The sequence below is a fragment of the Mesorhizobium vachelliae genome (assembly GCF_033977325.1).
In the GTDB taxonomy this organism is placed as follows: domain Bacteria; phylum Pseudomonadota; class Alphaproteobacteria; order Rhizobiales; family Rhizobiaceae; genus Mesorhizobium; species Mesorhizobium vachelliae.
In genome coordinates, this window is the sequence record NZ_JAVIIR010000002.1 from 533,968 (window position 1) to 556,134 (window position 22,167).

Annotated in this window: 17 protein-coding genes; 14 read left to right on the forward strand and 3 right to left on the reverse strand. The window is 64.4% G+C overall.

Translation table 11 applies throughout. The features are described 5' to 3' along the window. Positions 1 to 87: 87 nt before the first annotated feature. Positions 88 to 1,371, reverse strand: a complete 1,284-nt coding sequence (locus RFM41_RS06170; RefSeq protein ID WP_320246326.1) for an NAD(P)/FAD-dependent oxidoreductase — start codon at positions 1,369 to 1,371, stop codon at positions 88 to 90. 196 nt (positions 1,372 to 1,567) lie between these two features. Here RFM41_RS06170 and RFM41_RS06175 point away from each other — a divergent pair, with 196 nt between their 5' ends. The 5 genes from RFM41_RS06175 to RFM41_RS06195 all read left to right on the forward strand — a co-directional run bounded on the left by RFM41_RS06175 (position 1,568) and on the right by RFM41_RS06195 (position 6,951). After that, positions 1,568 to 2,725 (forward strand): fumarylacetoacetate hydrolase family protein, encoded by a 1,158-nt coding sequence (locus tag RFM41_RS06175; protein ID WP_320246325.1) that lies wholly within the window; start codon positions 1,568 to 1,570, stop codon positions 2,723 to 2,725. Positions 2,726 to 2,998: 273 nt separating this feature from the next. Beyond that, positions 2,999 to 3,931, forward strand: coding sequence for a substrate-binding domain-containing protein (locus tag RFM41_RS06180; RefSeq protein ID WP_320246324.1), 933 nt, complete (start codon positions 2,999 to 3,001; stop codon positions 3,929 to 3,931). Positions 3,932 to 4,054: 123 nt separating this feature from the next. Further along, a complete protein-coding gene (locus tag RFM41_RS06185) occupies positions 4,055 to 5,041 on the forward strand; it encodes an ABC transporter permease (RefSeq protein ID WP_320246323.1) in 987 nt (328 codons plus the stop codon). Between the two features lie 4 nt (positions 5,042 to 5,045). After that, a complete protein-coding gene (locus RFM41_RS06190) occupies positions 5,046 to 5,840 on the forward strand; it encodes an ATP-binding cassette domain-containing protein (RefSeq protein WP_320246322.1) in 795 nt (264 codons plus the stop codon). Positions 5,841 to 5,928: 88 nt separating this feature from the next. Continuing rightward, a complete protein-coding gene (locus tag RFM41_RS06195; protein WP_320246321.1) occupies positions 5,929 to 6,951 on the forward strand; it encodes a LacI family DNA-binding transcriptional regulator in 1,023 nt (340 codons plus the stop codon). Between the two features lie 406 nt (positions 6,952 to 7,357). Here the strand turns inward: RFM41_RS06195 and RFM41_RS06200 are convergent, their stop codons facing one another. Then, entirely contained in the window at positions 7,358 to 7,939 is a 582-nt protein-coding gene (locus RFM41_RS06200; RefSeq protein ID WP_320246320.1) for a TetR/AcrR family transcriptional regulator, read from the reverse strand. 189 nt (positions 7,940 to 8,128) lie between these two features. Here RFM41_RS06200 and RFM41_RS06205 point away from each other — a divergent pair, with 189 nt between their 5' ends. From RFM41_RS06205 to RFM41_RS06215, 3 genes are read left to right on the forward strand one after another with little or no spacing between them, the layout of a single operon-like run. Then, the gene (locus RFM41_RS06205) at positions 8,129 to 8,428 is read left to right on the forward strand and encodes a hypothetical protein (protein ID WP_430691500.1); all 300 of its coding nucleotides are present in this window, start codon (positions 8,129 to 8,131) and stop codon (positions 8,426 to 8,428) included. Next, positions 8,422 to 11,622: an efflux RND transporter permease subunit gene (locus tag RFM41_RS06210; protein WP_320246319.1), complete on the forward strand. Its 3,201-nt coding sequence runs from the start codon at positions 8,422 to 8,424 to the stop codon at positions 11,620 to 11,622. The genes RFM41_RS06205 and RFM41_RS06210 overlap by 7 nt, the downstream gene beginning before the upstream one ends. Positions 11,623 to 11,636: 14 nt before the next feature. Beyond that, positions 11,637 to 12,791: an efflux RND transporter periplasmic adaptor subunit gene (locus RFM41_RS06215; RefSeq protein WP_320246318.1), complete on the forward strand. Its 1,155-nt coding sequence runs from the start codon at positions 11,637 to 11,639 to the stop codon at positions 12,789 to 12,791. Between the two features lie 76 nt (positions 12,792 to 12,867). On the opposite strand, the gene RFM41_RS06220 is transcribed toward RFM41_RS06215, so the two are convergent. After that, positions 12,868 to 13,794 (reverse strand): LysR substrate-binding domain-containing protein, encoded by a 927-nt coding sequence (locus RFM41_RS06220; RefSeq protein ID WP_320246317.1) that lies wholly within the window; start codon positions 13,792 to 13,794, stop codon positions 12,868 to 12,870. Between the two features lie 100 nt (positions 13,795 to 13,894). Between RFM41_RS06220 and RFM41_RS06225 the strand changes: the two genes are divergently transcribed. The 6 genes from RFM41_RS06225 to RFM41_RS06250 all read left to right on the forward strand — a co-directional run bounded on the left by RFM41_RS06225 (position 13,895) and on the right by RFM41_RS06250 (position 22,159). Continuing rightward, positions 13,895 to 14,686 carry a HalD/BesD family halogenase gene (locus RFM41_RS06225; RefSeq protein WP_320246316.1) on the forward strand — a complete coding sequence of 264 codons (792 nt, stop codon included), beginning with the start codon at positions 13,895 to 13,897 and terminating at the stop codon, positions 14,684 to 14,686. Between the two features lie 97 nt (positions 14,687 to 14,783). Further along, complete coding sequence (locus RFM41_RS06230) at positions 14,784 to 15,473, forward strand: GntR family transcriptional regulator (protein ID WP_320246315.1); 690 nt, start codon at positions 14,784 to 14,786, stop codon at positions 15,471 to 15,473. A 23-nt stretch (positions 15,474 to 15,496) separates the two neighbouring features. After that, positions 15,497 to 16,600: a mandelate racemase/muconate lactonizing enzyme family protein gene (locus tag RFM41_RS06235; RefSeq protein WP_320246314.1), complete on the forward strand. Its 1,104-nt coding sequence runs from the start codon at positions 15,497 to 15,499 to the stop codon at positions 16,598 to 16,600. Between the two features lies 1 nt (position 16,601). After that, positions 16,602 to 17,786 carry a mandelate racemase/muconate lactonizing enzyme family protein gene (locus RFM41_RS06240; RefSeq protein WP_320246313.1) on the forward strand — a complete coding sequence of 395 codons (1,185 nt, stop codon included), beginning with the start codon at positions 16,602 to 16,604 and terminating at the stop codon, positions 17,784 to 17,786. A gap of 239 nt (positions 17,787 to 18,025) precedes the next feature. Beyond that, the gene (locus tag RFM41_RS06245; RefSeq protein WP_320246312.1) at positions 18,026 to 19,684 is read left to right on the forward strand and encodes an ABC transporter substrate-binding protein; all 1,659 of its coding nucleotides are present in this window, start codon (positions 18,026 to 18,028) and stop codon (positions 19,682 to 19,684) included. 120 nt (positions 19,685 to 19,804) lie between these two features. Continuing rightward, entirely contained in the window at positions 19,805 to 22,159 is a 2,355-nt protein-coding gene (locus RFM41_RS06250) for a molybdopterin guanine dinucleotide-containing S/N-oxide reductase (RefSeq protein ID WP_320246311.1), read from the forward strand. Positions 22,160 to 22,167 lie beyond the last annotated feature (8 nt).

The window sequence follows — 22,167 nt, forward strand, 5'->3', positions numbered from 1 at the left end:
CCCATCGGAATTCTGAAATCGCCTAATGCTTTTTCATATTCATGAAACTGTCAAGCTGAATCGCTTGTGCGTTGCACGCGTTCGGCGTCAGCGCTCGAACGCGTCGAGCATGCGATACCAGGTGATCGCGGCAGCGACGCCAACCTGGCGGAATGCATGGAACGGGATCGGCTTGATCGGCGACAGCGGAAACGGCAATTGCCTCGCATCGCCGCTTACAAGGTAGTTCGCCATGCGCTTGCCCAACGCGCTCATCAGGCCAACGCCCCTGCCCTGGCAGCCGACGACGGCGAGCAGGCCCTTTTCCGGCTCGTGCAGATGCGGCAGGTGATCCGGCGTCAGCGCCACGCGGCCGAACCAGCGCTTTTCGATGGCGATGCCGGCCAGTGCCGGGTAGAGGCGGATGAGCGCGCGTTCGCAATGCGCCCAGTCCGCGGGGCTCGAAGGCAGCGCCATGCGGCCGCGGCCGCCCAGCACCATGCGGCCATCGGGACTCCGGCGATAGTAGATGAGGATGCGGCGGGAATCCGAAACCGCCTGGCCGCCCGGCAGGATGCTCGCGGCAACCTCCGCTGGTAGCGGCGCGGTGGCGATCTGGAAGGAATGCAGCGGCACGATCGTCTGGGCGAGGCCAGGCAGCAGCCCGTCCGTATAGGCGTTGGTGGCGAGCACGACCGACTTGGAGCGCAACTCGGTGCCGCCTTGCGTCGAGACCCGCCAGACGCCCGCCTGCTTGGTGAGCTTCACCACCCGGTGCCGCTCGGCGATCTTCACGCCGGCGCCTGCCGCGACGCGTGCCAATTCCATCGTGTAGGACAGCGGGTCGATGATGCCGGCGCGGCGATCGAGCCAGCCGCCGAGATAACCCTTGGCGCCGGTCATCGCCGCGATCCCGGCCCCGTCGAGCAGCTCGACGTCAGCGCCGCGCGAGCGCCATTGGCGATCGCGGTTGCTGGCTGTCTTCAGCGCGGTATCGGTGTGCGCGGCCTGGATCCAGCCGTTGCGCGTGAACGGCACGGCTAGCTTCTCGTCGCGAATAACATCGAATACGGCGTCGGCCGTCGCGGCGGCGAATTCGACCAGGGTTTCGCCGTGCTCCTTGCCGAAGTGTTCGAGCAGCCATTCGGGATCATATTTGAGGCCGGGAATAACCTGGCCGCCATTGAGGCCCGAAGCGCCCTGCCCGATCGCGCCGGCGTCAAGCACCTGGATGGAAAGACCCGCGCGCGCCGCATGCAGCGCCGTCGAAAGCCCCATGATGCCGCCGCCGACGATGACCGCGTCCAGCGTGCCACCGGCCGACAGTTCGGACCGAAAGGCCGGCGCCGTTTGGGGTTTCTGCCAGACCGGATCGGAGAAGGCTGCGGGCAAAGATCACCTCGGCGCTGAAATCGCGTGAAAATCCTATTGTCGATTTCATAGATTTGAAAGACCGTTTGCATGGGCCAGATCGCCAACGGCTCTGACACGAGAAGCCCATTGGCCCCATAGACCACGCCATCAATGGGTAGACGTCTGGGCAAAATCCGGGGAAAGTGCCGCCCGCAAGATTGAGAGGAACATCACCATGACCGATCCGACCCGCCTGCCCGCCGACGGACTTTTCGTCGGCCGCGCCAAGACCAGCGCCGCCTCCCATCCGCTGGTGGTGACGGTGCGGGATGGCCAGGTCGTCGACATCACGTCAAGCGCGGCGCCCACGGTGCGCGATGTGTGCGAGCTGAAGGATCCGGCCGGTCATGTGCGCTCGGCCAAGGGCAAGGCGATCGGTTCACTCGCCGACATCGCGGCGAACAGCTTCGAGGCCAAGCATGACGCCGGGAAGCCCATCCTGCTTTCGCCGATCGACCTGCAGGCAGTGAAGGCCTCCGGCGTCACCTTCGTCGTCAGCCTGCTCGAGCGCGTCATCGAGGAGCAGGCGCGCGGCTCAGCCGAAAAGGCGGATGCCATCCGCGCCGACATCGCCGGACTGATCGGCCATGACCTGTCGAAGCTCAAGCCCGGCTCGCCGGAAGCGATGGAGATCAAGGCCAAGCTGATCTCGCGCGGCGCCTGGTCGCAATATCTGGAAGTGGGCATCGGCCCGGATGCCGAGATCTTCACCAAATGCCAGCCCATGGCCTCGGTCGGCTTCGGCGCCGATGTCGGGCTGCACCCCGTTTCAACCTGGAACAATCCGGAGCCGGAGATCGCCGTGATCGCCGACAGCTCGGGCCGGATCGTCGGCGCTGCCCTCGGCAACGACGTCAACCTGCGCGACGTCGAGGGCCGCTCGGCGCTGTTGCTCGGCAAGGCCAAGGACAACAACGCTTCCGCCTCCCTCGGCCCGTTCATCCGGCTGTTCGACGAGACTTTTTCCATCGCTGACGTCAAGCGCGCCACGGTACGGCTCAGCGTCGAGGGCGAGGATGGCTTCTCGCTGGAGGGCGCAAGCTCGATGGCGGAAATCAGCCGCTCGCCGGAAGAGCTGGTCAAGGCGGCGATGGGGCCGCACCACCAGTATCCGGACGGCCTGGCGCTCTATCTCGGCACCATGTTCGTGCCCTCGAAGGATCGCGGCGAGAAGGGCAAGGGTTTTACGCACAAGGTCGGCGACATCGTCACCATCTCGTCCGAAAAACTCGGCGCGCTCACCAACCGCGTGCGCCTGTCGCCGGACTGTCCGCACTGGACCTACGGCGCCAGCCACCTCATGCGCGACCTGGCCAAGGCCAATCTCCTTTAGCGCCGAACCACGAGTAGCGTTTAGAAAGCCCGCCCAGGCAATGTGATGGGCGACGTGCAGGTTGCCCGGGAAAATATCGCCGCAGCTGATGCAATCTGATGGGATTGCTGATGGCGTGCGCGCCTGTGCCAACATCCATTGGCGATGGAGGCTTGCCACCGCCCGAAAAAGAGAATGCTCTAGACGTTCCGGTCGGCGCTGGCAGGAGATGCGGTCCGAGGGCCGCATTGCGCTTGATCTGGAGGGAGAATTTTCAACATGGGAGGAAATCGAATGCTTTCGCGGCTAAGACTGCTTGTGCTTGGCTTGATCGCGGTCATCGCCATACCGGCGATGGCCCAAGCCAAGACATTCTACTGGATTTCGCATGGCGGCCCGGCCGATCCGGTCTGGACCTACTTCCTGGCCGGCGCCAAGCAATGGGCGAGCGACACCGGCAACAAGGTCAACACGTCCTTCCACAATGGCGATGTGGCCTCGCAGCAGGAGGCTGTCCGCGCCGCCATCGCCGCCAAGGCCGACGGCATCGTCACCACCAGCCCCGATCCGGGCAGCTTGGTTGACATCGCCAAAGAAGCCCGCGCGGCCAACATCCCGATCATCAACTTCAACACGCCCGATCCAAAGGCCAACTTCAACGCCTATGTCGGCGGCGACAACGTCACCTTCGGCAAGCACTGGGCGCAATACCTGGTCGACAAGGGCCTGGTGAAGAAGGGCGACTTCGTCTGGATGCCGGTCGAGGTGCCCGGCGCCACCTACGGCGTGCAGGAAGAGGAAGGCATCAAGAGCGTGTTCGGGCCGGCCGGCATCACCTATGAGATCACCGAGGCGACGCTCGACCAGGCCGAAGTGATCAGCCGCATGTCCGACTATCTCACCGCGCACAAAGGCAAGGTGAAGGCAATCATCGGCCTCGGCGACCTCGTCACCGGCTCGATCAAGCGCGTGTTCGACCAGGTCGGCGTCAAGCCGGGCGAGATCCCGGTGGTCGGCTGGGGCAACTCGCTCGACACCACGCAGGAAGTGCTGAACGGCTATGTCAATGCCGCGCAGTGGCAGGACCCGCAGGCGACCAGCTATGTGGCGCTTTCACTGGCCAACATGGCCGCCAGCGGTATCCCTCCGGGCTTCAATGTCATCACCGGCGCGCTCTATGAGAAGGACACCGCCGGCGTCTACGACAAGATCCTGTCCGGCAAATAAGTCCCGCGCGTTCACCAGCGCCGCGCTTTCCACCTTAGGCGCGGCGCTGGATGTTACAGTCGTCGGAGCTTGCCGCCAGTCGAGGCGAAGGCCCGGCCAGTCCAATCGTATCGCGGGTATCTCGTGGAAAATCGTTCCTTCATCCAGCGCCTGATCGGCAGATCGGAATTCGGCCCCCTCGTCCTGCTCGTCATCGAGTTGGTCGTATTCTGGGGCATCAATCCCGATTTCCTGTCGCCACAGAACATCTCCAACATCCTGGCCTTCACCGTCGAGCTTGGCCTGATCGCGCTGGCGATGACGCTTTTGATGACATCGGGCGAATTCGACCTTTCCGTCGGCTCGCTGTTCGGCTTCTCGCCGGTGCTGATGTGGACGCTCTACAACAGCGGCGTCACCTCGCTGGGGATTGGCCTGCTGATCGCGCTGATCGTTGCGGCGCTGATCGGGCTGGTGAATGGCTGGTTCGTCACCCAGCTCAAGATCCCGTCCTTCCTGGTGACGCTCGGCATGCTTTTGGTCGTACGCGGCACGGCATTGTTCGTTACCGATGGTTTCCCGCAGCGCACCTGGAGCGCCGAAGGCAGCTGGCTTGCGAACATCCTGGTCGGCGACTTCTATCTCGGACCGTTCCGCATCTATGCCTCGCTGTTCTGGTTCATAGGCGCTGCGATCATCCTCGGCTATGTGCTGACGCAGAGCCGGACCGGCAACTGGATCCAGGCGGCGGGCGGCAATCCGAACGCGGCCCGCGCGCGCGGCGTCAACGTCAACCGCGTCAAGGTCGGCCTGTTCATCCTCTCGGCGGTGATGGCCTCGCTCGCCGGCGTGATCTCGTCGCTGCGCACATCCGCGGCCAATCCCAACAGCGGCACCGGCTACGAGCTCGAGGTCATCGCCATGGTGGTGATCGGCGGCACGGCGCTGACCGGCGGGCGCGGCACCATCATCGGCACGGTGCTCGGCATCCTGATCCTGCGCGTGATGCGCAACGGCATCGTGCTGATCGGCGTGCCGGGACTTGCCTACAACATCTTCATCGGCGCGATCATCCTCGGCATGATGGCGCTGCATTCCTGGCTCGAGCGCCGTCACCAGGCAGGGACTTAAGACGATGGCCGAACCGCTCATCCGCATGGAAAACATCCGCAAGTCCTACGGGCGCGTGCAGGCGCTGGTGGACGCCAATTTCCATGTCAATGAAAAGGAGATCGTCGGGCTGCTCGGCGACAACGGCGCCGGCAAGTCGACGCTGATCAAAGTGCTGTCGGGCGCCGTGCCGCTGACCAGCGGCGACATCTTCATCCGAGGCAAGAAGGTGACGCTACGCAACACCAGCGACGCCATCGCGCATGGCATCGAGACCATCTACCAGGACTCGGCGTTGGTCACGCAGCTGTCGATCGCGCGCAACCTGTTCCTCGGGCGCGAGCCGATCAAGGCGCCGCGCTTCCTCAACCGCATGGACCAGGAGGCAATGAACGCGGTGGCGCGCGACCTGCTCAGGCAAGTCGGCATCACCAAGAACATCCCGCCGACGACGCCGATCGGCTCGCTGTCGGGCGGCGAGCGCCAAGCGGTGGCGATCGCGCGCGCCATGCATTTCGACAGCGATCTCATCATCCTCGACGAGCCGACCAACAATCTCGGCGTAGCCGAGACGCAAGGGGTCTTGAGCTTCGTGCGCAGCGCCCGCGATTCCGGCCATTCCTGCATCTTCATCGCGCATAACATCCACCACGTCTTCCAGGTGGTCGACCGCATCGTGGTGATGCGCCGGGGCAAGGTGGTGGCCGACGACATCGATCCGAAGAGGACAACGGTCGCCGAGGTCGAGCGCGTCATCACCGGCATGTCGGACAAGGAAATCCGCGACGCGATTACCGACGGCCGGCATCAGCATGGCTGATTGCTGATCGGCAGATCGCATCGGCGGCGGAGCGCCGTTTCATGCCTGCCGCTGGCACAGGATTGCATCAGCCCCTATGACTGGACCCATGAAAGCCACCGTAGCCGACATCGCCAAGAGCTGCGGCCTATCGACCGCTACCGTCGACCGGGTGCTCAACAACCGGCCGGGGGCAAGCGCGGCCAACCGGCAGCGGGTCATGGAGGCAGCCAAGCAGCTCGGCTATCTGCCGACGCTCGACCAGGTCGTGCTGCCCTCTAAGCCGGCGCATCTCGAATTCTTCCTGCCGATCGGGTCCAACGCCTTCATGGCCGACCTCGCCCACCACATCGAAGACTATGCGGCGCGCCTGCCGCTGGTCGCGTCCTGCCGCATCCACAACCTTGCCGGCATTTCGCCGGGCGCGCTGCAGGGAGCGGTGGAGAATCTGTCGCTCAGAGCCAATGGCGTCGGCGTGATCGCCGTCGACCATCCGCGCACGCGTAACATCCTGCGCGAGCTGTTCGATGCCGGGATCAGGCTGGTCACGCTGATCTCGGATGTGCCGGCAGCGCCCCGCTCGGCCTATGTCGGCATCGACAATCGCGTAGCTGGCCGCACCGCGGCGCTGCTGATGGGCCGCTTCCTCGGCGGCCGCACCGGACATCTGGCGATGGTGGTCGGCTCGCGCTCCTATCGCGGCCACGAGGAGCGCGAGATGGGCTTCCGCTCGGTGCTGAGCGAAGAATTTCCCAATCTCACCGTCTCCAGCGCCGTCGAGATCAACGACGAACCGGACGCCAGCTACCGCGCTACGATCAAGGCGCTGCACGACGAACCGGAGCTGCTTGGCATCTACTGCGTCGGCGCCGGACGCTCGGGCGTCGCCAAGGCGTTGCTGGAAGCCAAGCCGCGCAGGAAGCCGGTGTTCATCTGCCACGACCTGACCAAGGAAACGCGGCGCTATCTGGTCGACGATCTCGCGGACGTCGTCATCGACCAAAATGCGCGGCTGATCGCCGAGCAATCGGTTATCCGCCTGCTCGGCTCGATCGCGTCATCGGCACCCTACCTGACCAAGAAGTTCATCGAGCCGCGGCTGATCTTCAAGGAAAACGTGCCGGTGCAGTAGCAGGCCAGCGTGTGTTTCGTGGATTTGTCTGACGATTGATCCTGCAATTCTGCACAGCAGCTATGCACGCTTGGCAATTGCCGAATCGTTGGGCAGCTCGTATTTATCGAGGTGTCGGATGTCTTCCTCCTCCCAGACACCGACGGTGAATGCGGTACACCTCCTCCCGTGCCGTATTCGAAATCGAAGCCCGCTGCCTCCTCCTCCCGGCAGCGGGCTTTTTCTTTGCCCGATCAGCGGTAAGCTGAGGTGCGCCAGCCCCCTCACCCGGATTGCCAAGTCGAATTGCAAGAGCAATTCGGGCAATCCGACCTCTCCCCGAGGGGAGAGGAAGTCAGCGCGGCGCTATCTCTTCTCCCTTGGGGAGAAGGTGGCCGCGAAGCGGCCGGACAAGGGGGAGTCCGATTCAGCGCGCCCGGAACGAGGCGATCAGGCTCTCGGCCATGCGCACGAATTGCGCGCTCGGGCCCTCGCTGCCCACGGTCTGCACGCTGACGCGCGCGCCCTCGAACAACAGCGACAGCGTGTCGGCCAGAAGCTCGGCCTGCCCGATACCGGCGTCCCGGCACAGGGCGACGAGGCGGTCGCGCTGGGCCTGCTTGAGCTCCTTGATCACGCGCCTGGCCGGATGATCCGTTTCCGTCAGCTCGACCGCGGCATTGGCCATGTCGCAGCCACGGCTGTCGGAAACGAGCATGTCGGCGACTTTGCGAACCCAGGCATGGAGCTGCGCCAGCTTGTCGCCGGGATGCTGAGCCTCGAATTCGTCCCACACCGCGGCGCCCTTTGCCGCCGTGGCGCGCAGGCACTCGACGATCAGCTCGTCCTTCGACTCGAAATGACGGTAAAGCGTCATCTTGTTCGTGCCAGCAGCCTCGGTGATGGCGTCGACGCCAACGCCCTTGATGCCGTGCTTGTGGAACATGTCCTGCGCCGTCTCCAGGATTCGATCCCTGGGGCGGGAACGCTCCGCGACGCCGTCAGTCATGATGATCTCCTTTCGTCGTTTCCAAAAAAACCGTCGCCACCTCTTGACTAGGGTGTTACCGGTCTGTAACTTCCAGCATGTTACTTACTGGTAACACCTATATCACTCGCCGTCAAACGACAAGGCCCTCCGATAGCCCTGCCAGAGTGAGATAGGCCAGAAAACCTGCCTGTCATGCGGCTTCGGCCGGTGAAAAAAGAGAAAAAAGCGGTCCGTGATCATGTGATGCGGGCCGAGCAAGGAGCCACTCCTATGCAAAAGCGCAAAGACCTGACGATCGACGAAGCCATCCGGGATCCGATGATCCGGCTGGTGATGAAGGCGGACGGGATCGATCCCAAAGCCTTCGAACGGATGCTGCGCCAGCGCGCAGCGGAACAGGCGCCGGACGATATCCTGCCATCCTTCCTGCAGGATTCCGGCTCCGGCCGGGCCCGGCGCCTGCGCCATTTCGCAAAACCGTTCGGCGAGGCGTCCGCATCATGGTAAACTTCTTCATCCATCGCCCGATCTTCGCCTCGGCGATCGCCATCATCATGGTGCTCGCCGGCGCGATCGCCTATTTCCTTCTGCCGGTCTCGCAGTTCCCCGACATCACGCCGCCGCAAGTCGTGGTCAGCGCGCATTATCCGGGCGCCAGCGCGCAGGTCGTGGCCGATACGGTCACGACGCCGCTCGAGCAGCAGATCAACGGCGTGCAAGGCATGACCTACATGTCGTCGACGAGCTCGAATGACGGCTCGTCCACCATCACCATCACCTTCGACGTCGGCTATCCGCTGAGCACGGCGGCCGTCGACGTGCAGAATCGCGTCAGCCAAGCGGCATCCTCCCTACCCGCCATCGTCAACCAGGGCGGCGTGACGATCAAGAAGCAGAACCCCAATTTCGTGCTGATCGTCGACCTCACCTCGCCGGACGGCTCGATCGATCCCGTGGCGCTGAGCAACCTCGCCTATCTGCAGGTGGTCGATCCGCTGAAGCGCCTGCCCGGCGTCGGCGACGTGCAGATCTTCGGTGAGCGCCGCTACTCGATGCGCGTGTGGCTCGACCCGGACAAACTGGCCAATCTCGGCATAACCGCGGTCGACGTGCAGAACGCCATTTCCGAGCAGAACGTGCAGGTGGCGGCCGGCAAGATCGGCCAGTCGCCGGCGCCGGCAGGCACCGCTTTCGAGATGCAGGTCAATGCGGTCGGCCGCTTGAGCGACCCGAAGGAATTCGGCGACATCGTCGTGCGCGCCAATTCGCAGAACGGCTCGCTGGTGCGGCTGCGCGACGTTGCCCGTATCGAGCTCGGCGCGCTGCAATACTCGTCATCCGCCTTCTTCGGCAAGGACCCGACCGTGGTTCTGGCCGTCTACCAGATGCCCGGCTCCAACGCCCTCGACCTGCAGCAGCGGGTCAAGGACAAGATGCAGGAGCTGTCGCAGCGCTTCCCGAAGGGCGTCAGCTATGCCATGCATTACGACACGACGCGCTTCGTGTCGGCCTCGATGCATGACGTGCTGATCACGCTCGGCGAGGCGCTGGTGCTGGTCGTGGCGGTGGTGTTCGTCTTCCTGCAAAGCTGGCGCACCACCATCATCCCGACTATCGCCATTCCGGTCTCGCTGATCGCTACGCTGGCGATCATGTATATGCTGGGCTTCTCGCTCAACATGCTGTCGCTGCTCGGCATGGTGCTGGCGATCGGCCTCGTCGTCGACGACGCGATCGTCGTCGTTGAAAATGTCGAACGACAGCTGGAGGCCGGGCTCAAGCCGCTGGCCGCGACGCGCGCGGCGATGGCCGAGGTGACGGGACCGATCATCGCCACCACAGCGGTGCTGATGGCGGTGTTCATTCCCGTCGCCTTCATCCCGGGCGTCTCCGGCCGGCTCTATAACCAGTTCGCGCTGACCGTGGCGATCTCCGTCGGCATCTCGGCCTTCAACTCACTGACGCTCTCGCCCGCGCTGAGCGCTGCCTTCCTGCGCCATCGCGGCGAAACCCAGTTCGTGCTGTTCCGCTGGTTCAACGCGGGCTTCGACTGGTTGTCGCATGCCTATGCGCATGGCGTGCGCATCCTGATCAAGCTGCGCTGGATCATGCTCGGCCTGTTCGCTGCCGGTCTCGTGGCCACCTATTTCGTCTGGCAGAAATTGCCTTCGACCTTCCTCCCCGTGGAAGACCAGGGCTATTTCTTCGTCGTCATCCAGCTGCCGGACGGCGCTTCTCTCGAACGCACCGACGCGGTGGCGCAGAAGGCGCGCGATATCCTGCAGAACACGCCTGGCGTCGACATCGTCGGCTCGATCAGCGGCCTGAACTTCCTCACCAGCGCCGCGCAGTCGAACTCGGCGGTCGAGTTCGCCATCTTGAAGCCCTGGGACGAGCGCGGGCCCGACCAGAGCGCCTCGAAACTGGTCGAGCAGGTGCGCGGCAAGCTCCTGCAAATGCCGGATGCGTTCGCGCTTTCCTTCGATCCGCCTTCGATCCCGGGCATCGGCACCACCGGTGGCTTCGAGTTCCAGGTCGAGGACCTCTCCGGCCGCGGCAGTGCTGCGCTCAACGACGTCACGCAGGCGCTGATCGCCGAGGCGCGTAAGCAGCCGGAGCTCAACCCGCAACAGCTGTTCTCGTCCTTCTCGACCTCGACGCCGCAGTTCAACTACGATCTCGACCGCAGCAAGGCGAAGCTGCTCGGCCTCAACCTGCCGGACGTCTTCAACACGCTGCAGATCTATCTCGGCTCGCTCTACGTCAACGACTTCAACCTGTTCGGCCGCACCTTCCGCGTGACCATCCAGGCAGACAAGGACGCGCGCGCCAACGCGACCGATATCTCGCGGCTCTACGTGCGCAACGCGTCGGGCGGCATGGTGCCGCTGAGCACGCTGGGCAAGCTTGTGCCGATCGTCGGACCGGAGACCGTGCCGCATTACAACAACAACGCCTCGGCCCTCATCAATGGCGGCGCCGCCCCCGGCTTCTCGTCCGGACAGGCGGTGGCGGCCATGGAGCGGGCGGCGGCGAATGTGCTGCCTCGCGATTTCGGCTACGAATGGACCGGCATCACCTTCCAGGAACTCAAGGCCGGATCGATCGCGTCTGTGGTCTTCGGGCTGGCGATCGTCTTCGTCTTCCTGATCCTGGCGGCGCAGTATGAAAGCTGGGCAATGCCCTTCATGGTGCTGCTCGCCGTGCCGCTCGCCTTGTTCGGCGCCTTCGTGGTGCTCCTGCTGCGCGGCATGCAGATCGACGTCTACTCGCAGATCGGCTTCGTCATGCTGATCGGCCTGGCGGCGAAGAACGCGATCCTGATCGTCGAGTTCGCCAGACGCCGGCGCGAGGAAGGCCTGACCATCGTCGAAGCGTCGATGGAAGCCGCGAGGCTGAGGCTGCGGCCGATCCTGATGACCGCCTTCGCCTTCATCCTCGGCGTGCTGCCGCTGATGTTCGCGACGGGCGCAGGTGCGGCCAGCCGGCAATCGATTGGCACCACCGTCTTCGGCGGCATGGTGGCGGCGACCATCCTGTCGCTGGTCTTCGTGCCGGTCTTCTACGCGGTGATCGAGCAGTTGCGCGAACGCCGCGGCGGCAAGGAAACAGCCAAAGGGCCCCATGACGCCCCTCAGTTGGAAGAAATTGAACCGTCCGCCGAGCCGGCGCTTCAGCCGCTGGCCCAGGCGGCGGAATAGGATTGGAGATTAAAATGCGTAGATGGAAAATCGCTTTGGGAACGGCCGTCGCGCTGGGCGCGATCTCGGTGGCCAGTGTGCATCTGCTCGACATGGGCAATTTCGGCCTGCACAGCAGCACGGCGGGCGCCGCACCCGCGCCGGCGGCCTTCGTCATGCCGGTGCCGGTGGTGAATGTCGTGAAAAAGACGCTGCCGATCTATCTCGACTACGCGGCGCGGGTGGAGTCGATCCGCAGCATCACACTGCAGGCTCGCGTGCCGGGCTATCTGCAGGAGCAGACAGCAGCCGACGGCAGCGACGTCAAGCAGGGCGACATGCTCTACCGCATCGCGCCCGAGGACTATCAGGCCGCGCTCGACCAGGCGAAGGCGCAGGTGCAACGCGATACCGCGACACTCGACTATGCGAAGTCCAATCTCGGCCGCGGCACCGACCTCGCCAAGGCCGGCTACCTCGCCAAGGACAGCTTCGACCAGCGCACCAGCAATCTGCGCACGGCCGAGGCCGCCCTTGCCGTCGACCAGGCAACGGTGCGGACGGCCGAACTCAACCTCGGCTATGCCGAGATCAAGGCGCCGTTCTCGGGGCGCATCGGCCGCAACCAGGCTTCGGTCGGCACGCTGGTCAGCGTCGCCGGCACGGTGCTCAACACGCTGGTGCAACTCGACCCGATCTATGTGACCTTCAATCCGAGCGAGAGCGATCTCGTGCAGATCGAGCAGGCAAAGGCCAACGGCCCGATCGCCGTCGACGTGCTCTTGCCCGGCGAGACCCAGCCCAGCCAGAAGGGCGAGCTCACCTTCATCGACAACACGATCGACCATTCGACCGGCACCATCACGGCGCGCGCCACGATCGGCAACGCCAAGTTCACGCTGCTGCCCGGACAGTATGTGCGCGTGCGGCTGCATGTGAAGGAGCAGCCCAACACGCTGATGGTGCCGCAAGTGGCGCTGGGTTCCAGCCAGCTCGGCAAGTACCTCTATGTCATCGGCAAGGGCAACACCGTCGACCAGAAGCTGGTATCGCTTGGGCCCTCCGACGGCGACCTGATTTCCGTGACCTCCGGCATCTCCGAGACCGACCAGGTGATCACGGGCAATCTGCAGAAGATCGGACCCGGAATGCCGGTTTCTCCCTTGCCGCAACCGAAACCGGCCGGCTGATAACCCCCATCAGCTTCCGGTCCGACGGCGCCCTCGACACCCACGTCGAGGGCGCCGTTTTGTTATGTGGGTTCAGTCAGTTCCCGATGCCTGCGCCGTGCGTGGCTTCGCGGGGATTGCTCGCAAGCAGCGCGACCAATCCGGCGATATCCGAACGTTCAGCCTTGGCCGGCAACATGAAGGCGCAATAGGGCTGGCCGAGGCGAACAGCGACGGATGACAGGGCGATCAATCGGCCTGCCTCAAGATCGGCATTCGCCATCACTCTCTGGCCGAGCGCTATCCCCAGTCCCAACCGTGCGGCGCCGATCGCCAGGCTGGACAAGCCGACGCGGCGGCCATGCGAGGGGTCCGGCGCGCGGCTGCCGCCGGCGGCGGCGAACCAGTCCGCCCAGCTCGGATGCGAGGCATAATTCGGCCCCCAATTGGTGTGGATGAAGTGGCTCTCATGCATATCCGCCAGATCGGTAGCGCCGTGGCGCTGCCAGAACTCGGGCGATGCGACCGGCAGCACATCGTCATGAACGAGTCGGACCATTTTCAGCGCCGGATAGTGGTAGTCTCCATAGGAGATGCGCAGGTCGATGTTCTGGCGCACGACGTCGACGGGATCGTCCTCCACGCGGACATCGATCGCCATTTGCGGAAAGCTTTCAAGCAGCACCGCCAATCGCGGCGCCATCCAGAGCTCGGCTAAGGAGAACGGCACACTGACCACAAGGCGCGTGCGCAAGCCGCCCTCCAGCATGCGCCGGCCGACTGCCGCGATCTCACCCAATGCATGCGCCGTCTGCGGGTAGATGGCGTGGCCGGCATCGGTCAACGTGATGCGGTTGCCGTTGCGCACGAAGAGCCGCTTGCCGAACCAGTCCTCCAGATTGCGGATCTGCTGGCTGACCGCGGCCGACGACACACCGAGCTCGGTGGCCGCCAGCGTGAAGCTGCCGGCGCGGGCCGCGACCTCGAAAGCCCGCACCGCATTCAATGGCGGAAGCTTTTCCACATCTGTCCTCAAAAGATTTTCTTGTGAGAGCCTAACAATTTTCTGCATTGCGGCAAAGATTTCCTTGTCGTGTAGTAGGCACAGATTTTCGGAGGACGCTATGATCGAAAACATTCTCGACCTGGACCGCTACCCGCTGAACCGCGAAGGCAGCCCCGAATGGCAGCGCCTGGTGGACGAGTCCAAGGCCGCGCTCGCGACAAACGGCATGTTCAACCTGGAAGGCTTCCTGCGCCCCGGCGTCGCCGAAAAGGCCGTCGCCGAGATCCGGCCGGTGATGGACACGCGCTCGCATGTCCACAAACGCATGCACAACATCTACTTCAAGCCGTCGATCCCGGAGCTTTCGCCCGACCATCCGGCGCTGCGCAAGGTCGAGACGATCAGCCATACGGTCTGCGCCGACCAGATTCCGGGCAGCACCGTTTTGTCGATCTACGAATACGCGCCGCTGGTGCGGTTCCTGGCGGTGACGATGGACAAGCCGCAACTCCATGTCATGCAGGATCCGCTGGCCCGCGCCAATGTCATGGGCTACCGCGCCGGCGAAGCGCTGAACTGGCATTTCGACCGCTCGGAATTCACCACGACGCTATTGCTGCAGGCCCCGGAGCGCGGCGGCGACTTCGAATACCGCACCGACCTGCGCTCGGACGACGACCCGAACTATGACGGCGTGGCGAAGCTGCTCGAAGGGCGAGATCCCAAGGCAAGGATCCTGCGCATCAAAGCCGGCACGCTGAACGTCTTCCGCGGGAAGAACACCGCGCACCGCGTCACGACCGTCGAGGGCAACCGCGAACGCATGATCGCAGTGTTCTCCTACTACGAACGCCCCGGCGTGATGTTCACCGACGAGGAGCGGATCGGCTTCTACGGACGAGCGGCTTGAAGCTGCCGGTTCAAAATCCGGAGTTCGTGGAAATCGGCTCTTGTTAGATTGTCGACAATCTGCTTGTCTTGCAGAAATTCCTCTCGGGAGTCGACCTATGGCAAAGCTGGATTTCAGTCCGATCGCGGATACGACGCGCAGGGCGGAGATCGTCGCCCTGCTGCGGCGCGCCATCCTGACCGGACAGCTGGAGCCAGGGCAGAAACTCAACGAGCTCAGGATTTCCGAACAGATGCGGGTGAGCCGCGCGCCGTTGCGCGAGGCGATGCGCGAGTTGGTGCAGGAAGGCATCCTAACCAGCATCCCCTATGCCGGGACCTTCGTCGTCGACGTCGCCGCCAAGGACATCATCGACGCCTATTCGCTCAACAAGGTGCTCGACGAGTTCGCCATCGAACTCGCATGGCCACAGCGGAATCAACGTTTCTTCGACGAGTTGGACCGCCGCCACGAGGCGGTGAAGCAGGCGACACGCGCCGTCGACACCACGCGCCAGATCGAAACCGCCCTGCAACTGCATGGGCTGGTCTACGAATGGGCCGACAATGCGGTGCTGCTTGAAACCTGGCAGCGGCTGACCAGTCGGCTGCAGATGTATTTCGCGCTGCATCAGCGGGCGCGCAACGAGCCGGTTCCGGCCGAGGACGTGCACGAGACCTATGTGGCGCTGCTCAAAGGCTCCGACATGCGCGCCGCCCAGCGCCATGCGCGCGAGCATATCGACCTCGACTTCGAAGAGCTTCTTGCCTATGCGCGCGGCCTCGAAAAGCGCGCGTCGAAGAACTGACAGACAAACGGACGGCTGCAAACGTGAAGATCAAAAGCATCAAGGCCTATCATGTCGTGCAACCCTTCGTGGACGGGCCCTACCGCATGTCCAAGGGGCGCGTCGCCGACTGTTTCGACGCGGTGATCGTCGCCATCGCGTCCGACAACGGCGTGACCGGCTGGGGCGAGATGGCGCCGCTCGGCAATTTCTACTCGGCCGCGTTTCCGGCTGGAGCGCGCGCCGGTGTCCCTGAGATCGCGCCGCATCTCATCGGCCAGGATCCGCGCGGGTTTGCCGGCATCGGCCGGCTGATGGACACGGTGTTCAAGGGCCATCCCTATATCAAGTCGGCGCTCGACATGGCGTGCTGGGATCTCGCGGCCCGCGCCGCCGATGTGCCGCTGGTGACCATGCTCGGCGGCCGTGAGAGCGATATGGCGGAGACCTACCGGGTCGTCACCCACGGCACGCTCGATCAGATGGCGGCTTTGGCCAAGCGGATCATTGCCGAAGGCTGCCGCCGCCTGCAGGTCAAGGTCGGCGGCAACGTGCATGACGATATCGAGCGGGTGACGACGGTGGCCGCCGCGGTGCCGAAAGGCACGGTGATCTTCTGTGACGCCAATGCCGGCTGGACGCCCTACCAGGCGCGGCAGTTCGCCGACGCGACGCGCGGCATCGACTACACATTCGAGCAGCCATGCACGACGCTCGATGAGAACATGTCGGTGCGCCGCATGCTCGACAAGCCGATGGTGCTGGACGAATCCGTCACCTCGCTCGGCGAGATGCTGGAAATCTATCGCCGAGGTGCTGCCGACGGGCTGACGCTGAAGATCTCGCGGCTGGGCGGCGTGACGCAGACAAGGCTGATCCGCGACGTGGCCGTGGATCTCGGCTTCATGATCACGGTCGAGGACACGGGCGGCGCCGAGATCGACACCGCCGCCATGGCGCATCTGTCGCTGTCGACGCCGGCGGAGCGCCGGCTGCATGCGATTGCCTTCCACGAATGGGTGACGGTGCGCACGGCCAGGAATGCGCCACCGGTGACCGGCAGCCACATGGGCGTTCCCGACGGCCCCGGCCTGGGTATCGATGTGGATCCGGGCCTGCTGGGCCAACCCTTCTTCGAGATCGGTTGATATGAAAATCAGGCGCGTCAAGGCGACACCGATCAACTACCGGCTGGAAGCGCCTTACGTCTGGGTCTTCGGCGAATTGGACGGCTTCTCGCCGACGATCGTCGAGGTCGAGACCGAGGACGGGCTTATCGGCCTCGGCGAGGCGCCGACGCCGGGCGCTGCCGCTGTCATCAACGATATTCTGGCGCCAAGGCTCGCTGGCCGCGACGCCTTCGACATCGCCGGCGCGGAGGAAGTCTGCCTGCCCTTCTGGAGCGGCGTGCAGTCGATCAACGACCGCACCCGCATCATGGCCTTCGGCGCCATCGAGATGGCGCTGTGGGACCTGCGCGGCAGAGCCTGGAAGCAGCCGCTCTATCAGTTGCTCGGCGGCGCGGTGCGCAAGGACATTCCCTTCACCGACTATTTCTCGCTGCGCGGCGATGGTGCCAAGGTGAAGGGCGAGAAGACACCGGAAGAAGTCGCCGACTATTGCGTCGAGCTCAACGAGCGCCACGGCACGACCTTCTTCGAGGGCAAGTTCTCGACACATGATCCGAAAGTTTCGCTGAAGATGGTCGAGCTGATCCGCAGGAAGCTCGGCGACGATGCGATGATCCGCATCGATTCCAACCAGGCCTATTCGCTGGCAACCGCCCGGCAGTTGGCGCGGCCGCTGGAAGAGTTCGGCGTGCGCAATTGGGAAGATCCGGTTGCAACCATCGAGGAGATGCGCGAGCTGCGTCGTCACACAACGATCCCGTTCTCGACCCACAACATCGACATCGCGCGCGCCATGGAGCTGAAGGTGCCGGACGCCTTTGTCGGCAACCCAACGGCGCATGGCGGCATCAACCGCATGCTGCGCTTCGTCGGCGCCTGCGAGCATGCCGGCATCGATTACTGGTGCTACAGCGGCGACACCGGCATCGGCAGCGCCTGCTACCTGCATCTGTGCGCGGCGCTCGGCTGGATCAGGGAACCCAACCAGTCGCTGTTTCGCATGCAGCCGATGGACATCATCGAGGAAGGTCCGTTCGAGCCGAAGAACAACACCGTGCCGGTGCCCGAAGGCCATGGCCTGGGGGTCACGCTGTCGCAGGAAAGGCTTGCCGCCTGCCATCGCGACTTCGTCGAAAACGGCCCCTGCAACAAATATCACGACCCGGAAAAGCCCGGGACCTACCGCAGACTGCCGCTGAATTAGGAGGATGTCGAAAAGCTAGCAGGACTTATCGGGAAAAAGGCGGCCACTGGTCGTCTGGCCGACAGACAATTCATCAAGAAAATCTGACTTTTCCGTCTTAACGAGCGGATGGACCGGTCGGAACCGCATGCTACTGTACATCGACCGATACTGACGAGAGCCGGGAACAGGAGAACTTCACGGACCTCGCAATTGAATGAACTCGCCAACCACAACAACTGGGGAAAGGGCTTAGACCCATGAAGAACTACCGCCTTCTCGATATTCTCCGCCGCGGCCGCACGCCACTCGAAAACCACCTCATCGACGGCCTGATCGACGGCCGCATCAGCCGCCGCGAATTCGTGCGCCACGGCAGCCTGCTCGGCCTGTCGCTGCCGCTGCTCGGCCGCATCGGCATGGCCGCCGGCTTCGGCGCGGCGCCCTCGCTCGCGCGCGCCGGCGCGCCCGGCGCCACCATCCGCGTCGGCAGCAGCGTGCCGGCCGCGGCGATCGATCCCGTCACCATCGCCGACGCCGGTGGCCTTTTGGTCATGCAGCAGGTCGCCGAGTTCCTTTGCGTCGACGGTCCGGACCTCGTGCTGAAGCCGGCGCTGGCCGAGAGCTGGTCGCCGAACACCGACGGCACGGTGTGGACCTTCAAGCTGCGCAAGGGCGTGAAATTCCACTCGGGCGGCGAGATGAAGGCCGACGACGTGGTGGCCAGCATCGACCGGCTGGCCGATCCGGCCAACTCGTCCAACGCGCTGTCGGTGTTCACCGGCATCCTGCAGAAGGGCGCTTCGAAGAAGGTCGACGACTATACCGTCGAATTCCACCTCGATGCGCCGAACGGCAACTTCCCCTACATGTTGTCGTCCGACAACTATAACGCCGTCATCATCCCGGCGAGCTACAAGGGCGGCTACGAACAAAGCTTCGACGGCACCGGGCCGTTCAAGATCGAGAAATACACTCCCAAGGTCGGCGCCTCCTTCGTGCGCAATGACGACTATTGGGGCGAAAAGGCCCTGCCGGACCGCACCGAATTCACCTTCTTCACCGACATCCAGCCGCAGATCCTGGCGCTGCAGGGCGGCCAGATCGACATCATCAACCAGATGCCGGTGCTGGCGGGCGTCGCCGTGCTCAACGACCCGAATGTCGACATCATCAGCCTGAAGTCGTCGGCGCATCAGCAGCTGCACATGCATTGCGACGAGGGCCCGACGAAGGACGCCCGCGTGCGCCGCGCCATCGCGCTCTGCCTCGACCGCGAGAAGCTGGCCGCCGGCCTCATGAAGGGACGTTCGGCGCTCGGCAATGACAGCCCGTTCGCCGCCGTCTACCCCTCGACCGACACCAGCGTGCCGCAGCGCAAGCAGGACATCGCCCAGGCCAAGCAACTGATGGAGGCGGCCGGCGCCGGCAAGGGCTTCAAGATGACGCTCACCACCGAGCGTTACCTGGAAATCCCTGAATACGCCCAGCTCATCCAGAACTGGGTCAAGGAGATCGGCATCGAGCTCGAGCTCAACATCCTCGACCAGAGCGCCTATTACGGCGATGCCGTGTTCGGCAAGTCGAACTGGCTGGATTCGGCGATGGGCATCACCGACTACGGCCACCGCGGCGTGCCCAATGTCTATCTCGCCGCCCCCTTGAAGAGCGATGGCACCTGGAATGCCGCGCATTTCAAGAACAAGGACTACGATCAACTGGCGACAAGCTATATCGCCGCCCTCGACCTCGAGGCGCAGAAGGCCACCGCCGGCAAGATCCAGAAGCTGCTGCTCGAGGAAACGCCCGTGATCTTCGGCTATTTCTATGACTATCTGACAGCGACGGCGAAAGGCGTGGCCGGCGTGCAGCCCACCGCCATGTCGCAGCTGTTCCTCGACAAGGCGTCGAAAGGCTGAGCATGAGGCAAGCATAGGTCCCGCATCGCCAGCCTCGAAAGGGGCTGGCGCTAGCCGGCGAGGTCGGGACAGGACGCCATGCGCCCTGCCCGCCTTCGCCGCCGCGGGATGATGCGTCGCATGGGAACCGCAACCCTGCTCACAACCATGCATTGGGGGACGTACGAGGTCCGCGCCGAGAATGGCCGGCTCGTCGGCGTCGAGCCGTGGAGCGGCGATCCCGACCCGTCGCCAATCGGCCGGTCGATGCTCGGCACGGTGCAGGGCGAGTTGCGCGTTGCCCGCCCATCGATCAGACGTAGCTGGCTGGAGGGAGACAGGTCGCGTCCCGTCCAAAGGCGAAGCGACGAGCCTTTCATCGAGGTGCCGTGGGAAACCGCGCTCGACATCGTCGCGGCCGAACTCGACCGAGTCCGCTCGACGCATGGAAACAGCGCGATTTATGCGGGCTCGTATGGATGGGCGAGCGCCGGGCGCTTCCACCATGCGCAGGGCCAGGTCCACCGCTTCCTCAACACGATCGGCGGTTATACCGGCTCGGTGCTGAGCTATTCCTACGGCGCGGCCGAGATCATCCTGCCGCATGTGCTGGGCAGCACCGACGCGCTGACGGGCAACCACACCACGTGGGACGAGATCGAGCAGCACAGCAAGCTGATCGTCGCCTTTGGCGGGCTGCCGTGGCGCAACACGCAGGTGCAGGGCGGCGGCTCGGCGCGGCACGAGGCATCGGCGGCTCTGCAAAACGCCGTGTCCAATGGTGCGCGGCTGATCAACGTCTCGCCGGTGCGCGACGACGCGCCGCGCGGAGCCGAGACCGAATGGCTGTCGCTGCGGCCGAACAGCGACACCGCCGTGATGCTTGCGCTCTGCCATGTGCTGATCCGCGAGGGACTGCACGACGAGGCCTTCCTCGCGCGCTACTGCACCGGCTTCGACATCGTGCGCGCCTATGTCATGGGCGAAAGCGACGGCCAGCCGAAAGATTCGGCCTGGGCGGCGAAACTCAGCGGCGTCGACGCGGCAACGATCGATGCGCTCGCCCGCGACATGGCCGCCAACCGCACCATGCTGATGGTCAGCTGGTCGCTGCAGCGCGCCGACCATGGCGAGCAGCCCTATTGGGCGGCGATCACGCTGGCCGCACTGCTCGGCCAGATCGGACTGCCGGGCGGTGGCATCGGCTTCGGCTATTCTTCCACCAACGGCGCCGGCAGGCCCGAGATGGGATTCCGCTGGCCTTCGGTGCCGCAGGGCAGGAATGCGGTGGCGCATTTCATACCGGTCGCGCGCATGGCCGACATGCTTCTCAACCCAGGCGGATCATTCGACTTCAACGGCGCTGCGCTGACCTATCCCGACATCAGGCTGGTCTACTGGGCCGGCGGCAATCCGTTCCATCACCACCAGGACCTCAACCGCCTGGTCGAGGCCTGGCAGCGGCCCGAAACGGTGATCGTCAACGAGCAGTTCTGGACGGCAACGGCGCGTCATGCCGATATCGTGCTGCCGGTAACGACGGCGCTGGAGCGCAACGATGTCGCCTTCTCGAACCGCGAAAACCTCATCGTCGCCATGAAGCAGGCGATCGACCCTTTCCAGCAGGCGCGCGACGATTTTGCCATCTTCGCCGATCTGGCAACGCGGCTCGGCACAAGCGACGCCTTCACCGAAGGGCGCGGCGCCGGCGAATGGATCCGTCACCTATACGGCCAGGCGGTGGAAAGTGCCAGCGTCGCCGGCGTGGAGATGCCGCCATTCGACCGCTTCTGGCATGACGGCCATGCCGAGCTTGCCCGCTCGGTGACGTCACAGACCTTCCTTGGCTCCTTCCGCGCCGATCCGGAGCGAAACCCGCTGGCGACACCGTCCGGACGCATCGAGCTGTTCTCGGCGACGGTCGAGTCCTTCGGCTATGACGACTGTCCCGGCCATGCGGTGTGGCGCGAGCCACGCGAATGGCTGGGCAATGCCGGCCTGACGGAGAATTTCCCGCTGCATCTGTTGTCGCCGCAGCCTGCCGACAAGCTGCACAGCCAGTACGACCATGGGTCGGTCAGCCGAACGGGCAAGGTTTCGGGCCGCGCGCCGCTGCTGATCAATCGCGAGGACGCGGCGGCACGCGGCATCGTGGACGGCGCGGTGGTCAAGGTCTTCAACGATCGCGGATCATGCCTCGCCGGCGCCGTGCTCAGCGACAGCCTGATCCCCGGCGTCGTGCAACTGCCGACCGGCGCCTGGTTCGACCCGGCCAGGCCCGGCGAACCGCAAGGCCTCGAAAAGCACGGCAATCCGAATGTGCTGACGCCCGATCGCGGCACGTCGCGGCTGGCGCAATCGCCGACGTGCAATTCGACGCTGGTCCAGGTATCGCGGTTTGCGGGAACCCTTCCGCCCGTGACAGCCTTCGATCCGCCTGCCACTATTGATTTGTCCGATGCGTCCGGACTGCCCGGGCGCAGAGACCCTTCGTAAGGAGACGA

Excerpts from the sequence above, each read along its gene's own strand:
- RFM41_RS06175 (WP_320246325.1), top strand. The coding sequence starts at position 1,568 with ATGACCGATCCGACCCGCCTGCCCGCCGACGGACTTTTCGTCGGCCGC.
- RFM41_RS06180 (WP_320246324.1), top strand. The coding sequence starts at position 2,999 with ATGCTTTCGCGGCTAAGACTGCTTGTGCTTGGCTTGATCGCGGTCATC.
- RFM41_RS06190 (WP_320246322.1), top strand. The coding sequence starts at position 5,046 with ATGGCCGAACCGCTCATCCGCATGGAAAACATCCGCAAGTCCTACGGG.
- RFM41_RS06195 (WP_320246321.1), top strand. The coding sequence starts at position 5,929 with ATGAAAGCCACCGTAGCCGACATCGCCAAGAGCTGCGGCCTATCGACC.
- RFM41_RS06200 (WP_320246320.1), bottom strand. The coding sequence starts at position 7,939 with ATGACTGACGGCGTCGCGGAGCGTTCCCGCCCCAGGGATCGAATCCTG.
- RFM41_RS06210 (WP_320246319.1), top strand. The coding sequence starts at position 8,422 with ATGGTAAACTTCTTCATCCATCGCCCGATCTTCGCCTCGGCGATCGCC.
- RFM41_RS06215 (WP_320246318.1), top strand. The coding sequence starts at position 11,637 with ATGCGTAGATGGAAAATCGCTTTGGGAACGGCCGTCGCGCTGGGCGCG.
- RFM41_RS06225 (WP_320246316.1), top strand. The coding sequence starts at position 13,895 with ATGATCGAAAACATTCTCGACCTGGACCGCTACCCGCTGAACCGCGAA.
- RFM41_RS06230 (WP_320246315.1), top strand. The coding sequence starts at position 14,784 with ATGGCAAAGCTGGATTTCAGTCCGATCGCGGATACGACGCGCAGGGCG.
- RFM41_RS06240 (WP_320246313.1), top strand. The coding sequence starts at position 16,602 with ATGAAAATCAGGCGCGTCAAGGCGACACCGATCAACTACCGGCTGGAA.
- RFM41_RS06245 (WP_320246312.1), top strand. The coding sequence starts at position 18,026 with ATGAAGAACTACCGCCTTCTCGATATTCTCCGCCGCGGCCGCACGCCA.
- RFM41_RS06250 (WP_320246311.1), top strand. The coding sequence starts at position 19,805 with ATGGGAACCGCAACCCTGCTCACAACCATGCATTGGGGGACGTACGAG.